Source organism: Algoriphagus sp. (assembly GCF_046296635.1).
Classification (GTDB): Bacteria; Bacteroidota; Bacteroidia; order Cytophagales; family Cyclobacteriaceae; genus Algoriphagus.
The window spans coordinates 50702-64774 of sequence record NZ_JBKBKZ010000024.1; the positions used below are offsets into that span (position 1 = coordinate 50702).

Here is a 14073-nt window from a genome sequence, read left to right on the forward strand (position 1 = left end):
TGAGAATAGTACGCCAAGAAAATCCAATATTGTTAGTCCCTTGCCAATAAACCCAAACCCATGCATAAGACCTTCACCCTAATTCTATTGCTGATTTTTGCGGGAGCCCTTTCCTATTCTTGCAATAGTCCGCTGGATGTCAAAATCATCAAACTGGGACATGCGCAAGTGGTGAATCATCCAGTGCATGAAGCCATGCTTTTCATGGCTGAGCAGGTGGAAAAGAAGTCCGGTGGCAAAATCATCATGAAAGTCTATCCCAATCAGCAATTGGGCTCCGAGCGGGAACTACTTGAACTTTTGCAGATCGGAAGCTTGGGGATGACAAAGGTTTCAGCGGCTGCTTTGGAGGGTTTTGCGCCAACCATGCAAGTATTTGGAATGCCCTATTTGTTTAGAGATGATGCGCATCAACGTGCAGTCTTGGAGGGGGAAATTGGTAAACAGCTTTTGCTTGATGGTGAGGAATTTTGGCTTCGTGGATTGACTTATTATGATGCTGGAAAACGGAGCTTTTACACTAAAAACAAACCGGTAGAAACCCCCGCAGATCTTGCAGGCCTAAAAGTTCGTGTGATGGAAAGTCCGACTGCTTCCAATATGGTCAAGAGCTTGGGAAGTTCCCCGACGCCGGTTTCCTATGGGGAGCTTTACACAGCTTTGCAGCAGGGAATCGTAGATGCAGCGGAAAACAATCCTCCAAGTTTGTACACATCAAAGCATTACGAAGTTTGTAAGTTTTACAGCCTGGATGAGCACACCGCAATTCCGGATGTGGTCATCATCAGTACTAAAGTTTGGGAGCGACTCACTCCAGAGGAGCAAGTTTGGGTACAAGAAGCTGCGGATGAATCTGCTACTTATCAATATGAACTATGGGCGGAATCGACCGCAGAATCCATGCGCGAACTTGAAGCTGCTGGTGTGACGATCACCTATCCCGACAAGGAACCTTTTCGCAAAGCGGTAGAAGGAGTTTACGAACAGCTCAAAATACAACAGCCCGAGATTTATGAAATTGTGAGTGCGATCAGAAAAGTGAATTAACCCAAAACCTGAAGAATAATCATGTTTTCAATCTATGCTAAATCCAAGCTGGACAAGGTGATCGCAACGATGCTGGTCATTCTGATGGCGCTGATGGTCCTGAATGTCACTTGGCAAGTTACTTCCCGATATATATTCCAAGATCCAAGTTCATTCACTGATGAACTGTCCCGGTACATGCTAATATGGGTAGGAATGCTGGGCGCAGCTTATGTAGCAGGGAAAAATGAACACCTGGCGATAGACATAATCCTTACCAGCCTAAAAGAGAAATCACAGAAGAAAGTGCTGGTTTTGGTAAGTGTTTTGGTGATGATTTTTGCTATGACGGTGATGGTCATTGGCGGGACTAATTTGGTTTACATTACCTTTATTTTAGCCCAAAAATCCGCCGCACTTCAGATTCCTTTGGCCTATGTCTATATCATTATTCCCTTTAGCGGATTGTTGGTTTGTTACTATCAGATTTTTTCAATTCTTCATTTGACCCAACCCTTACAAGCTGCTGAATAATGGAAGTCATAAGCATTTTAGTTCTCGTTTTATCCTTTGTTTTCTTTCTAGGCCTTGGCGTACCGGTAGCATGGAGTCTTGGACTTTCCAGTATGTTGACTTTGATGGTCACAGTAGCTACCATGCCTGCGATTACTACCGTGGCCCAGCGAATGGGGACAGGATTGGATAGTTTTTCATTGTTAGCAATCCCCTTTTTCATACTTGCAGGTGAGCTAATGAATAGGGGAGGAATCGCCAATCGACTCATTGAATTTGCCAAAGCCCTAACCGGGCGACTTCCGGGAGGTTTGCTTCATGTGAACGTGGTAGCAGCTATGTTGATGGGTGCGATTGCAGGTTCTGCTGTGGCTGCGGCTTCTTCTATGGGAGGTATTTTGGGCAAAAGGATGGAAAAAGAAGGCTATCCCAAAGAATTGGGAGCAGCTGTCAATATCACATCGTCGACCACCGGATTGATTATTCCTCCTTCCAATGTGTTGATTGTGTATTCCTTGGCATCGGGAGGGGTTTCAGTTGCTGCATTATTTGTGGCGGGGTATTTACCTGGGTTTCTGATCGGATTATTGTTGATGATTACAGCAGCCATCATGGTCAAAATCAAAAAACTTCCATCGGGAGAAGCTTCTTCGATTCGTTTGGTTTTGATTACATTTTGGAGAGCAGTTCCAAGTTTATTTTTGCTTTTCGTTGTGATTGGAGGGATTATAGGAGGAGTATTCACTGCGACCGAAGCTTCGGCAATAGCTGTGGTTTACAGCTTGATATTGACATTGATGTACCGGGAAATCGGTTTTAAAGACCTTCCATCTGTTTTGCTCAAATCAGCCGAAACGACAGCTGTGGTCATGCTTTTGATTGCTACTTCCATGGCGATGTCTTGGGTTATGTCGAGCGAAGAAATTCCTCAGCGAATCAGCAACGCAATGCTTTCGCTCAGTGATAATATTATCGTGATCCTTATTTTGATTAATATCCTGTTGCTCTTTGTGGGGGTATTTATGGATATGACGCCGGCAGTGTTGATATTCACACCTATCTTTTTGCCAGTAGTGACATCCCTAGGTGTAGATCCAGTTCACTTTGGGATCATGATGGTGCTTAATTTATGTATTGGACTTTGCACACCGCCGGTAGGATCTATCCTATTTATCGGTGTGGGAATAGCTCAAACTACTATTCAAAAAATCATCAAACCATTATTGCCGTTCTTTGTGGCCATGATTATAGGTTTGATCCTGATTATGTTATTTCCTGAGATCACTCTTTGGCTTCCAAGACAATTTGGGCTATAAAAAAAGACGTAAGACACAAGAAGCAAGATGCAAGATTTTTCCCCTTCAAGACTTTCAAGTTCCTAAAGGGGTTTTGTATAGTATCTCGGCAAGTTTCCCGCAGACCTGCCTGCTGCAGGCAGGTTTTCGCAGAAAAAGACACAGATTTTCACAGATTTTTTTGAAAAAACAACTATATCCAGTTTACCCGACCTCGAATGACAGACTAATACTGATTAATTCAGCTGCAAACTGAGACTACAAACTGATCACTGCATCTGCCTACTGAGACTGCAAACTGCATCTGCCTACTGAGACTGAATACTGATCACTTTTCCGGCTTCGACTCCCAGCCCAGCGGGCAAGCTGCTCAGCCTGACAAATTGCATACTGAAAACTGCATCTGCCTACTGAGACTGCCTACTGATCACTTCCTTTCCACTTCCCTCAAGTTCTCCAGTTTCTTATTCCTCAGGAAGCCATTGATATCTTCGAAGTGTTCTTTTACGCGCTTATTTCCAAATTCAAATACTTTGGTCACTAAGTCATCCAAGAAATCCCGATCGTGGGAAACGACTACCAAAGTACCATCAAATGCTTTCAAAGCATCCTTGATGATGTCCTTGGTCTTCATGTCTAAGTGGTTGGTAGGTTCATCGAGAATCAACAGGTTGACTGGTTCCAACAAAAGTTTGATCATCGCCAAACGGGTTTTTTCCCCACCGGAAAGCACTTTTACTTTCTTATTGATCTCGTCGCCCTTAAACATGAAAGCACCCAAAAGGTCCTTCACTTTAGTTCGGATTTCCCCAACTGCAATCTGATCTATAGTTTCAAAAATTGTCAAGCTTTCATCCAAAAGGGAGGCCTGATTCTGCGCAAAATAACCGACCATCGCATTGTGACCCAGTTCGCATTTTCCTTGAAATTCGATTTGACCCATTATGGCTTTCATCATGGTGGATTTTCCTTCGCCATTTTTACCAACGAAAGCAACTTTCTGGCCTCGTTCAATTGTCATGGAAGCGTTTTTGAACACGACATGATCGCCATAGCTTTTGCTCATGTCGTCCACAATCACAGGATAATTTCCTGATCTCGGGGACGGTGGAAAGCGGAGTTTCAAAGCCGAGCTGTCCACTTCATCAACTTCGATTACCTCCATTTTCTCCAGCATTTTCACACGGGACTGAACTTGTAGGGTCTTGGAATAAGTGCCTTTGAAACGATCGATAAATTCCTGAATGTCGGCAATTGTCCGTTGTTGTTCTTCGTAATGCTTCTGCTGCTGCTCGCGACGTTCTTTGCGCAGCTCCAAGTAATGGCTGTATTTGGCTTTGTAATCGTAGATTCTTCCCATCGTCACCTCGATGGTGCGGGTGGTGATATTGTCTACGAAAGCTCTATCGTGAGAAATAACCACAACGGCTTTGGCTTTAGTCATCAGGAATTCTTCCAACCACTGTATGGACTCGATGTCCAAATGGTTGGTCGGTTCATCAAGCAGAATCAGATCAGGCTTTTGCAAAAGGATCTTAGCCAATTCAATTCTCATCCTCCAACCTCCGGAAAACTCAGAAGTAGATCTGGTAAAATCCGCTCGCTCGAAACCTAATCCAAGCAACACCTTTTCAACCTCAGCCTCATAGTTCACTTCCTCGATTGCATAAAACTTCTCACTGAGTTCGGATACGCGCTCAATCAATTTGTAGTAATTGTCCGATTCGTAGTCCGTTCGGACCGTTAGTTCCTCGTTGATTTTCTCGATTTCAGCCTTCATATCGAGGTAGCTGGCGAAAGCTTTCGCAGTCTCATCCATCACCGAACAGTCATCCGCAGTCAACAAATGCTGGGGTAGGTATGCCACTACATAGCCTTTAGGTGCCGAAACAGCACCCGATGTGGGTTTGCTTTGACCTGCGATGATCTTGAGAAGGGTAGATTTGCCAGCTCCGTTTTTGCCCATCAAGGCGATTTTGTCATTGTCATTGATGGCAAAGGAAATATTGCTAAAAAGCGCTGTGCCGCTGTGCATGACGGCCACATTGTCAACTGAAATCATGAATCTTGAAATTGAACTGGCAAAGGTAAGGATTGCAAGATTGAAAAATTGGAAGATTGAAAAATTAGCTGCTAGCCAATTGTCCATGGACCATGGTCTATTTGACAGAGATTTCTTCAACTATAGTCTCTGGACTATGGACTATAGACCATAAAAAACTTACCTTCGCCTCATGCTTGTAATTGTCACCGGTGTATCGGGAACGGGTAAAACCACACTCGGTTCTTTTTTGGCCGAAAGGCTTCACCTTCCTTTTTTCGACGCAGATCATTTTCACCCTGCTGAAAATATTGCTAAAATGAGTGCCGGTCATCCGCTTAATGATGAAGATCGAGTTCCTTGGTTGCAAGCTTTGGCAGATCGCTTAAAGGAGTCTGAACTGAAAGGAGGAGCCGTCTTAGCTTGTTCCGCTTTGAAAAATTCCTATCGGGAAAAGCTCAGCGTTTCTGAAAATCTGCGTTGGATTCACCTGACAGGGAGTCGTGACCTGATCTGGGAGCGAATGCTGGCCCGCAAAAATCATTACATGAAAGCCGGAATGCTGGACTCTCAAATTGCAACTTGGGAAAAACCGGTTTTCGGATTTAAACTTGACATTTCAGGGACGCCGGAAGAATTGCTTTTGGAGTCTTTAAATTACTTAAAATATCAACCTATGAATATGAAAATGGGAGTGATCGGAATGGGCGTAATGGGCAAAAGCCTTGCGCTTAACCTTGCCGAAAATGGCGTTCCTGTATCGCTATATAACCGATTTGTAGCAGGAAAAGAGGAAGGAGTAGCACAACTGGTACTCGACGAAAACCCGGAATTTTCCAATATGCTTGCCTTTGAGGATTTGCAAAAATTCGTGGACTCTCTTGAAAAACCGCGTCGGATTTTGATGATGATTCCAGCCGGTGCGGCAATCGATGGGCAGTTGGATTCGTTGATCCCGATCTTGGAAAAAGATGACTTGGTGATTGATGGGGGAAATTCTTTTTACTTGGATTCGGATCGGAGGGTGAACCGATTGAAAGAGACAGGTATGCACTTTCTGCCAATGGGTGTATCCGGAGGAGAAGAAGGTGCAAGAAAAGGCCCATCGATCATGCCCGGGGGCAATGCTGAAGGGTATGCGATGGTGGAGGACTTCTTAGGGAGAATTTCTGCTAAAGACAAAAATGGCAAACCTTGTGTGACCTATGTCGGACCTGGAGGATCAGGCCACTTTATTAAAATGGTGCACAATTCCATCGAATATGGTGAAATGCAAGTGCTTGCAGAATTGGTTCACTTGCTCCGATTTGGCTTTGGTTGCACACCTGAGCAAGTTTCAGGCATTTTTACCGAATGGGGAAAAGGAGAAGTGAAATCCTATTTGCTGGAGATTACTGCTGAAATCCTGCTGTTCAAAGAAAATGGGGAACTGCTTTTGGATAAAATCATGGATCAGGCTGGTCAAAAAGGAACCGGTGCTTGGTCATTGGTCAGTGCTTTGGATTACGGAGTGCCTTATAGCCCCTTGTCCGAAGCGGTCAATGCTCGGGGAGTTTCTGGCGAAAAAGCTATGCGAGTGGCATACTCCAAGACTTTTCAGCATGAGTTTGAGAAAATCGAAGCATCGCTGGAAGCTTGGCTTCCAAAGATCAAATCTGCCTATTTTCTAGCTCGAATTATCAATCATGAAGTAGGTTTTCGATTTATGAAAACTGTCTCTGATACCAAAGGTTGGAATCTGAATTTCAATGAGATTGCAAGAATCTGGACTAATGGCTGCATCATCAGGTCTGGATTGATGGAGTCAATTGCCACAAATTATGGGGATTCATTCCTTGAGATTCCAGATGTCAAAACCCATGTAATCTCGGGAAGAAAAGCTCTTGGAGAATTGATTGGATTGAGCTTAACCCATGGATTTGCAGTTCCGGTGATGAGTGCAGGTTTGAATTATTTATTGGGAAGAATCACAGCGGAATCCAGTGCATCGGTAATTCAGGCCCAACGGGATTACTTTGGTGCGCACACTTATCAACGAAAAGACGATCCAAGTGGGAAGTTTTACCACACAGAATGGATTTAAGATTTTTGATTTACGATTTACGAGGGGCTGGATTTATTCTGGCCCTTTTTTATTTATGTCTCCCGCAGATTGGCACAGAAAAGGCCACAGATTAGCACAGATTTACAACTTACTTTTCACCTTTTACCTCTTACGAATTCTCTCAGCGCCTTCGAGTCTTCGTGGCAAGGAATAGCTCACAGATGATCACAGATTCACCACTTACTTTTCACCATTTACCTCTTACAAATTTCCCCTAGCGCCTTCGAGTCTTCGTGGCAAGAATAGCTCACAGATGACGCAGATGACCACAGATAAATGACTTACTTTTCACCATTAACCACTTACAAATTTCCCTTAGTGCCTTAGTGCCTTCGAGTCTTCGTGGCAAGAATAGCTCACAGATGACGCAGATGACCACAGATAAATGACTTACTTTTCACCATTTACCTCTTACAATAATCCTCCAATAACTCCCGCACTCTGTGGTGATATCAAATTTTTTCACCTTCAAATAGGTTTGCAAAAGGGAAAGGGCGAAATTAAGAGGCCAACCTTAACCATCTCTACTATGAAAACTGCTAAAATCCTGTTTTGGCTCTTTTTTCTGAGCTTTTTCACCAGTCCGCTTCTTTTTGCACAGGAACTTCTCATCAACCATGTGAATATCATCACCATGCAGGATGACAAAGTTTTGGAGGATCATTCCATCTATGTGAAGGACGGAGTCATCATGGAAATCGCTCCTGAGGAAGAAATCAGCGTTGCAGGAATCCGCACGCTTGATGGTAGGGGAATGTATATTTTCCCCGGATTAGCGGAGTTTCACGCACATTTGCCAAATCCTGAGCAATACGGACCGGAGTTTCAGGAGGAAGTGCTTTGGCTATATTTGGCCAATGGTGTCCTGCGAATCCGAAGCATGTTGGGTTATGAATCACATTTGACCCTCAAGCAGCGAGTTGAAAAGGGTGAAATTCCAGGTCCTCGTATGTTTATCTCAGGTCCTTCGCTCAATGGGAATTCAGTTGCTGATCCCGAAGCGGGAAGAAAGATGGTTCGCGATCAAAAAACAGCCGGCTATGATCACCTAAAACTTCATCCTGGCCTAGATACCCCAAAGTTTTTGGCGATCGCTGATGAAGCAAAAAAAGTAGGAATCTATTACGGAGGGCACGTTTCTCAGGATGTTGGTCTTGTGACCTCAGTGACAAATGGCTACAGATCAGTAGAACACATCGATGGTTATTTGGAGGCTATGGTAACTGATAAATCCAAATTGGACCCAACCAAATCCGGACCTTTCAATATGCAGGCAGTTGGAGATGTCGACATGAGTTTGCTTCCGGGATTGATAAAAATGACCCTTGAAAACAAAGCCTACGTTGCTCCGACGATGACACTTTTTGAGCGATACTTTGGCTATCAACCTGCTTACGAATTGCGTCAGCAACCGGAAATGTTCTATTTACCAGGTCAGCTTGTGACTCAATGGTTTAATACTAAATCTCAGTTGGAAGGCAATGGTGTTTTGGCAGAGGAAAAGGTGAAACCTTATCTTGAGTTTCGACAGAAGTTATTTTTGGAGCTACACGAAGCCGGTGTTCCCATGATTATGAGTTCCGATTCTCCACAAGTTTTCAATGTTCCCGGTTTTTCAATTCACAGAGAAATTGAATCCATGTCTCTAGCAGGAATGTCTAACTATGAGATTTTAAAAACCGGTTCGGTAAATTGCGCAGCATATTATGAAGAAGAAGGAGAGTGGGGAGTTTTAAAACCTGGAGCCGCTGCTGAATTTGTGATGGTTCAGAAAAATCCACTGGAAGATTTGGCCATCATGCAAAGACCTCAAGCAATCATGATAGGAGGAAAATTTATGCAACGAGATGAGTTTATGTTGGAGCTTAATTTGATCCGTCAGAAGTATATCAGACAATGAGAATTTTGATTTTAGAATTACGATTTACGAGGGCAAAGGGAACCTTTGAGGTTTTCAAAAACCTCGAAGGTGTAAATAAATTCATTTTATCGACGAGAAGAGTCTTTTCAAACAAATCATCGAATTTGTTACCCTTCGACTTCGAGACGATCGTCTCTCAGGTGCTCAGATTGACACGAAACCTGAATTTTCCAATCTTTCAATCTTCCAATTTTGCAATTATATAACTCATGAAATACCAAACAATCCTAACAGCCGCAGCGCTACTTTCTACTGCGATCGCCTCCAACCAAAAAACCACCCAAGAACCTATTAAAGAAGAGATAAATCTTATGATTAAAACAGAACAAGTGGCCGAACACAAGGGCCAAGCGGTTTTCCATTATGTCCTCGACAATGGGACAATGCAGGTAGAACTATCTAATTATGGAGGATTGGTTTTCAAAATTAATGCCCCCGACAAAACCGGTAAACTGGAAAACATTACGCTTACTTTTGACAGCGTTCCTGAATTCCTAACAAAGCCAAACCCATTTTTCGGAGCTACAGCCGGTCGAGTGGCCAATCGGATCGGGAAAGGACAATTTGAGCTCGACGGAAAATCTTATCAGCTTGCCACAAACAATGGAAATAACCACCTGCACGGAGGAAATGAAGGATTCAATAAAAAAGTTTGGACACCGGAAACCTACTCCAATGACTCCGTAGTCGGCGTGAAAATGACCTACCTCAGTGTGGATGGAGAAGAAGGCTATCCGGGAAATCTGGAATCTACACTTTGGATGGAACTCACTACAGACAATACCCTTCGAATCCGATTTGAAGCTACGACTGATCAAATAACCATTCTCAACCTCACTAACCACACCTATTTTAATCTCGGTGGTTCTAAGCGTGATGCACAGGATCATGAATTTCAGTTTTGGGCAGATGCTTATACGCCGGTTGATGATGAGTTAATTCCAACAGGAGAGGTGAAAGATGTGGCTGGAACGCCTTTTGATTTCCGCACTCCAAAGATTCTAGGCGATCAGATAGCTGCCAATGCAGGTGGTTTTGATCACAACATGGTGATGAAAATGGAAAAGTCAGATGAGATGAAGCATTTCGTCCGAGTGCGACATGCTGAAAGCGGCCGTGTGATGGATATGTACTCTGACAACATGGGTGTGCAGTTTTACACTGGTAACTTTATTACCAACTTCGCAGGAGCAGATGGCAAAACTTACGATAAGCATTGGGGCTTTTGTCTCGAATCCCAAAACTGGCCTGATGCCATCAATCACGACAACTTCCCTAGCCCAGTTCTAAATCCAGGTGAAAAGTACGAGCATAATATTGAGTATCGATTTTCGGTGGAGAAGTAAAAGAGAAACCCGCTCGTTCCTCGGAATTTGTAATTCCGAGGTTCTGTTGTCGGATTTATAATCCGGAAAAGTAGAAATGAGGATTGTAAATCCTCAAACAAAGCTTCAGGATTTCGAATCCTGAAGAACAAAAAGAATAAAACCCTCCAAGGATTGATAAACTTGGAGGGTTTTTAATTGATTTTCAATTTTTTAACTAATTCCAAGAAATATTCCTGAGACCAAATATCTAATGATTTTGGATCAGGGATAAATCGAATAACATCCTCTTTTACAGAGTTAAAATTCAGGGATTCAATCTTTTGATTGAGTAAGTCATGAATCACTTTAGAATTTGCCGGAGCTTCCAAGTCTCCAGATTCTAGAGCTCGCACCGAAAAGTGTTCTAAACTGATGGGATGACCTTTTCGGATATACCATTCTAAGTCAAACCAATCCCGACCTTTCACCCTTGTCTTCCATTTACGGAAGAGTAAGGCATGCATTTTCCGGCAAAAAGATCCTCAATTCTGAAATCATAGTTCCTGAAGGGTTTCGATTAACAAGTTTAAGCTTGTTTTTTTTGGAGAAAAAGGAATCCATTTCTTCATGATTTCCAGATTCATTTTTGCCAAACCTATTTCATCTGCTCGTAGGTCTTCCTCCAGAAATTTTCTCACTTCCACCTTGCTTCTAAAAATCACTCCCGAAGTCAAGACAACTTTGTCCCAAATTGCTTTTTCTGGACTAGCAATAAGGTAAAATCCAGCTTCAGTGCTACCTTGATTTTTGATGCCCATCGTGAAATAGTTTGATTTTACTTGAGTGTAATCAAATCTTCCCACTGGGGTTTTGAAAATTTTACTTATTCGAGTCGTCACCGAACTGGTCTGATAGACTCGTTCAGGAATCAGTCCAAAGTACGATAAGGCAGAATCCAGAGAAACATAACTAGGCCCATAAATCTGATTTGCCAATAGAAAGGGATGAGGATTTTGATTAGAAATTTCCTGACCCAGGACATAGAGTCCCTTTTTGACTTGCACCAAATCTCCTGACTTAACCCAATAATTTATTTTATCATAGGGCCTTCGGTAATCTCGAAGGATCGGCAGGATCGTGGAGGTGGCAAGAGGAAAATTTCCCAAGCTTTTAAGAGTCAATAACTCGTTCATATGTTAAAAATACAGAGGTAATTCGGAAAAATTCCGAATTAAGTATAAAAAAAATACAACTCTTTAGTTTTCAATCACTTTTTTTGAAATAGTGTTTTTATAAAGATCTTCGATAGGAAAGCATAAGTCAAAATCATTCCAGTCATCCGCATAAAATCTTGAATCCACTTTGATATAGGAAAGAATGGTTTTAAGATCAAAGACTGCTAGATCAGACCAAAAAATCTCTACCATTGCTGAGCGAGTGTTTTAAGCTGCTCATGGGAAATCACTTTCCCTTCTTTTACTTGCTCCAATCCCTTTTCAACTTTTTCTATGAAAATCAGACGTTCAATTAAAACTTCCAAGTCAAAGCTTTCAGGCATTTCCTGAATAGCCTCCAATGCTTTTTTCTTTTCCATACAGGAATTTACGGATTATTCTGTGAATGGTCTTTCCGAATTAGATGTGAAAAATTCACAGGCTTGGCTTCATTTGCAAATTCTCTCCGATTGCCCGAATTACTTTTAGAATAGTTTCAAACTGAGGTTTGGAGTCAGGAGAAAGAGCCTTATACAGACTTGGCCGGCTAAGACCGGTTTGCTCGGCGATTTTTGACATTCCGATTGCTTTTGCCACATGGCCCAGTGCGGCGATTATTTCTGATGAATTTCCTTCTTCCAGCACCGTTTTGAGGTATTCTTGGACCATCTCTTCGTCAACCAAATATTCGGCTATATCAAATTTTGTAGGGTTCATTTTAGTTGTACTTGTAATGGTTCCAGATACTTTTTGCTTTTTTGATATCAGAATCTTGGGTGCTTTTGTCTCCACCAATAAGTAGTAGAATCAGTTTATCCCCTTGTTTCTTGAAGTAGATTCGATAACCAGGCCCAAAGTGAATCCGAATCTCTTCAATTCCATCGCCTACTGAGCTTACATCACCGAGATTGCCAGATTCAATTCTTTGTAATCTCAACAATATTTTAGCCTTGGCTTTTCTATCATCCAACTTCCTTAGCCACTTATCGAACTCCGACGTTTTTTCGAGAAGAAACATACACAAATGTATTCACTTGGATACAGTTTTTCAAGTATAACTTTTTTCTTTTGCAATTCTCACCTTTCAATTCATTTCCCAAAAAGACCATCCGCCACCACTCCTTGCACCTCCTGAAATCCCTGATAACCACAAATCACCGCTTCAAAATCTTCCAGATTTCCAAAGTGTTTTAGTGCCAGTGGATTTCCAAAGTGAATCAAAATACAAGACTTGCTTTTAGCCAATTCTTTGATTTCATCCAGTACCATTTGATCCATTCCAAATTGATTTAGCGGCTTATGACTAGGGACAAAAACGGCCAGAATCACTTTTTCTGCTTGATTTAATGAAGTAAAGCTAAAGTCCAATTGCTTAGAAAAATGACCGGGTTCGTAAGTGAAAAACTCTTGATATCCCAGCTTTCCAGCTTTGGACAGTTCTTGAAGTTCGGTAGGATTTATCGCTCCGGAAATCACCGAAACGTAGTCTTCTGCCAGTTCAGTTTGAAGTTTGGAATGACTTTCCCAATCGAAAACAGGAACTTCAACTGGCTGAAATTCCATCACGCCCAACCGCTTTTTCAAAGCTATCACCTTTTCAAAAACAGCATCCACTTCTTCATCAGAAGCGTTTTGGGCGATTTTTTCAATTCCTTCTTTCACATGATCGGAGAAGCAAAGGATGTCATTTCCGGCATAGAAAGCCTGCCATTCGAGTTCGCCGGGTTCGGCATATAGATTTGCAACGGCTTTCATATTCAGCGCATCGGAGATTACGAGGCCTTTGAAACCCATTTCGCCCTTGAGTAAATCAGTAATCAATTCCCGACTTATGCTGGCTGGAATATCTTTTCCACTAGTCAATGCAGGCACAGCCAAGTGACCAACCATGATCATTTCCACACCTCGATCAATTCCATATTGGAAGGGAAACAACTCTTCCGCTTCGAGTTCTGCTTTGGTTTTGTGCAGGATTGGCAAACCTAAATGTGAATCAGTTGCCGTATCTCCATGTCCAGGGAAATGCTTCAGACAAGCTCCAATTCCAGCTTTTTTCATTCCAGAATAAGCGGCCAGTGAGAGTTTGGCAACTTTTTCAGTATCATTCCCAAAGGATCGATATCCGATCACAGGATTATTCGGATTGGTATTCACATCGGCGCAAGGCGCAAGGTTGAGGTGAATACCTGATCGTTTCATATCCAAACCCATGCGATAACTGACTTCTTCAACCTGCGTTTCTGCATCAGTTTTCAGCGCTCCCAAGGTGATGGCAAAAGGATATTGTGGTGTTTTTTCTACCCGCATTGCTAAGCCATATTCCCCATCGATACTGATCAAAAGTGGGATTTTAGAAATTGATTGGTAGCGGTTAATCAGGCCGATCATTTTCTCAAAAGTGCCTGTGACATCCAGGACTTCAGCTCGCTTTTCAAAGTTGGCAGCAGCTGAAAGACGACTATGAAAAAAGGTCAATCCCCCGATTTTTTGCTCTCGGATCAGCTTTTCAATGGCTTGGTAATTTTCCTCCGTATCGTGAATAAACGCCGCAGGAGAAAAGCATTGGGCGATTTTTTGATGTTTGTTCATTTGAAAATTGGAACATTGCAAAATTGAAAGATTGGAAAATTGAGGTATGAGCTAGGGAACAAA

15 protein-coding genes are annotated in these 14073 nt (G+C 42.5%); 7 read left to right on the forward strand and 8 right to left on the reverse strand.

The features are described 5' to 3' along the window. Positions 1-60 precede the first annotated feature (60 nt). From ACK4HU_RS16175 to ACK4HU_RS16185, 3 genes are read left to right on the forward strand one after another with little or no spacing between them, the layout of a single operon-like run. Entirely contained in the window at positions 61-1047 is a 987-nt protein-coding gene (locus tag ACK4HU_RS16175) for a TRAP transporter substrate-binding protein (protein ID WP_409808491.1), read from the forward strand. 21 nt (positions 1048-1068) lie between these two features. Then, a complete protein-coding gene (locus tag ACK4HU_RS16180; RefSeq protein WP_409808493.1) occupies positions 1069-1560 on the forward strand; it encodes a TRAP transporter small permease in 492 nt (163 codons plus the stop codon). After that, positions 1560-2855, forward strand: coding sequence for a TRAP transporter large permease (locus ACK4HU_RS16185; RefSeq protein WP_409808495.1), 1296 nt, complete (start codon positions 1560-1562; stop codon positions 2853-2855). Before ACK4HU_RS16180 ends, ACK4HU_RS16185 begins: the two co-directional genes overlap by 1 nt. A 406-nt stretch (positions 2856-3261) precedes the next feature. Here the strand turns inward: ACK4HU_RS16185 and ACK4HU_RS16190 are convergent, their stop codons facing one another. Then, entirely contained in the window at positions 3262-4896 is a 1635-nt protein-coding gene (locus tag ACK4HU_RS16190) for an ABC-F family ATP-binding cassette domain-containing protein (protein WP_409808497.1), read from the reverse strand. On the opposite strand from ACK4HU_RS16190, the gene ACK4HU_RS16195 reads away from it, so the two are divergent. The 4 genes from ACK4HU_RS16195 (at position 4895) to ACK4HU_RS16210 (ending at position 10246) form a co-directional block, all read left to right on the forward strand. Next, positions 4895-5050 carry a hypothetical protein gene (locus ACK4HU_RS16195; protein WP_409808499.1) on the forward strand — a complete coding sequence of 52 codons (156 nt, stop codon included), beginning with the start codon at positions 4895-4897 and terminating at the stop codon, positions 5048-5050. The two genes, ACK4HU_RS16190 and ACK4HU_RS16195, sit on opposite strands and share 2 nt — an antisense overlap. Positions 5051-5068: 18 nt before the next feature. After that, a complete protein-coding gene (gene gndA, locus ACK4HU_RS16200) occupies positions 5069-6958 on the forward strand; it encodes an NADP-dependent phosphogluconate dehydrogenase (RefSeq protein WP_409808501.1) in 1890 nt (629 codons plus the stop codon). 550 nt (positions 6959-7508) lie between these two features. Next, positions 7509-8879: an amidohydrolase family protein gene (locus ACK4HU_RS16205; protein ID WP_409808503.1), complete on the forward strand. Its 1371-nt coding sequence runs from the start codon at positions 7509-7511 to the stop codon at positions 8877-8879. A 230-nt stretch (positions 8880-9109) separates the two neighbouring features. After that, entirely contained in the window at positions 9110-10246 is a 1137-nt protein-coding gene (locus ACK4HU_RS16210) for an aldose epimerase family protein (RefSeq protein ID WP_409808505.1), read from the forward strand. A 173-nt stretch (positions 10247-10419) separates the two neighbouring features. Here ACK4HU_RS16210 and ACK4HU_RS16215 read toward each other — a convergent pair whose 3' ends face one another. The 7 genes from ACK4HU_RS16215 to ACK4HU_RS16245 form a co-directional block, all read right to left on the reverse strand. Continuing rightward, positions 10420-10731, reverse strand: a complete 312-nt coding sequence (locus ACK4HU_RS16215; RefSeq protein ID WP_409808507.1) for a nucleotidyl transferase AbiEii/AbiGii toxin family protein — start codon at positions 10729-10731, stop codon at positions 10420-10422. A gap of 30 nt (positions 10732-10761) precedes the next feature. Next, a complete protein-coding gene (locus ACK4HU_RS16220; RefSeq protein ID WP_409808509.1) occupies positions 10762-11400 on the reverse strand; it encodes a hypothetical protein in 639 nt (212 codons plus the stop codon). A 63-nt stretch (positions 11401-11463) separates the two neighbouring features. Next, entirely contained in the window at positions 11464-11634 is a 171-nt protein-coding gene (locus ACK4HU_RS16225; protein ID WP_409808510.1) for a hypothetical protein, read from the reverse strand. Next, positions 11628-11801: a hypothetical protein gene (locus tag ACK4HU_RS16230; RefSeq protein ID WP_409808512.1), complete on the reverse strand. Its 174-nt coding sequence runs from the start codon at positions 11799-11801 to the stop codon at positions 11628-11630. Before ACK4HU_RS16230 ends, ACK4HU_RS16225 begins: the two co-directional genes overlap by 7 nt. Before the next feature lie 55 nt (positions 11802-11856). Next, a complete protein-coding gene (locus tag ACK4HU_RS16235) occupies positions 11857-12138 on the reverse strand; it encodes an addiction module antidote protein (protein WP_409808514.1) in 282 nt (93 codons plus the stop codon). Between the two features lies 1 nt (position 12139). Beyond that, the gene (locus tag ACK4HU_RS16240; RefSeq protein WP_409808516.1) at positions 12140-12439 is read right to left on the reverse strand and encodes a type II toxin-antitoxin system RelE/ParE family toxin; all 300 of its coding nucleotides are present in this window, start codon (positions 12437-12439) and stop codon (positions 12140-12142) included. A 71-nt stretch (positions 12440-12510) separates the two neighbouring features. After that, positions 12511-14010, reverse strand: coding sequence for a glycoside hydrolase family 3 protein (locus ACK4HU_RS16245; protein WP_409808518.1), 1500 nt, complete (start codon positions 14008-14010; stop codon positions 12511-12513). Positions 14011-14073 lie beyond the last annotated feature (63 nt).

Coding starts and splice junctions, on each gene's coding strand:
- ACK4HU_RS16175 (WP_409808491.1), top strand. CDS start 61: ATGCATAAGACCTTCACCCTAATTCTATTGCTGATTTTTGCGGGAGCC.
- ACK4HU_RS16180 (WP_409808493.1), top strand. CDS start 1,069: ATGTTTTCAATCTATGCTAAATCCAAGCTGGACAAGGTGATCGCAACG.
- ACK4HU_RS16185 (WP_409808495.1), top strand. CDS start 1,560: ATGGAAGTCATAAGCATTTTAGTTCTCGTTTTATCCTTTGTTTTCTTT.
- ACK4HU_RS16195 (WP_409808499.1), top strand. CDS start 4,895: ATGAATCTTGAAATTGAACTGGCAAAGGTAAGGATTGCAAGATTGAAA.
- ACK4HU_RS16190 (WP_409808497.1), bottom strand. CDS start 4,896: ATGATTTCAGTTGACAATGTGGCCGTCATGCACAGCGGCACAGCGCTT.
- gndA (WP_409808501.1), top strand. CDS start 5,069: ATGCTTGTAATTGTCACCGGTGTATCGGGAACGGGTAAAACCACACTC.
- ACK4HU_RS16205 (WP_409808503.1), top strand. CDS start 7,509: ATGAAAACTGCTAAAATCCTGTTTTGGCTCTTTTTTCTGAGCTTTTTC.
- ACK4HU_RS16210 (WP_409808505.1), top strand. CDS start 9,110: ATGAAATACCAAACAATCCTAACAGCCGCAGCGCTACTTTCTACTGCG.
- ACK4HU_RS16215 (WP_409808507.1), bottom strand. CDS start 10,731: ATGCATGCCTTACTCTTCCGTAAATGGAAGACAAGGGTGAAAGGTCGG.
- ACK4HU_RS16220 (WP_409808509.1), bottom strand. CDS start 11,400: ATGAACGAGTTATTGACTCTTAAAAGCTTGGGAAATTTTCCTCTTGCC.
- ACK4HU_RS16225 (WP_409808510.1), bottom strand. CDS start 11,634: ATGGTAGAGATTTTTTGGTCTGATCTAGCAGTCTTTGATCTTAAAACC.
- ACK4HU_RS16230 (WP_409808512.1), bottom strand. CDS start 11,801: ATGGAAAAGAAAAAAGCATTGGAGGCTATTCAGGAAATGCCTGAAAGC.
- ACK4HU_RS16235 (WP_409808514.1), bottom strand. CDS start 12,138: ATGAACCCTACAAAATTTGATATAGCCGAATATTTGGTTGACGAAGAG.
- ACK4HU_RS16240 (WP_409808516.1), bottom strand. CDS start 12,439: ATGTTTCTTCTCGAAAAAACGTCGGAGTTCGATAAGTGGCTAAGGAAG.
- ACK4HU_RS16245 (WP_409808518.1), bottom strand. CDS start 14,010: ATGAACAAACATCAAAAAATCGCCCAATGCTTTTCTCCTGCGGCGTTT.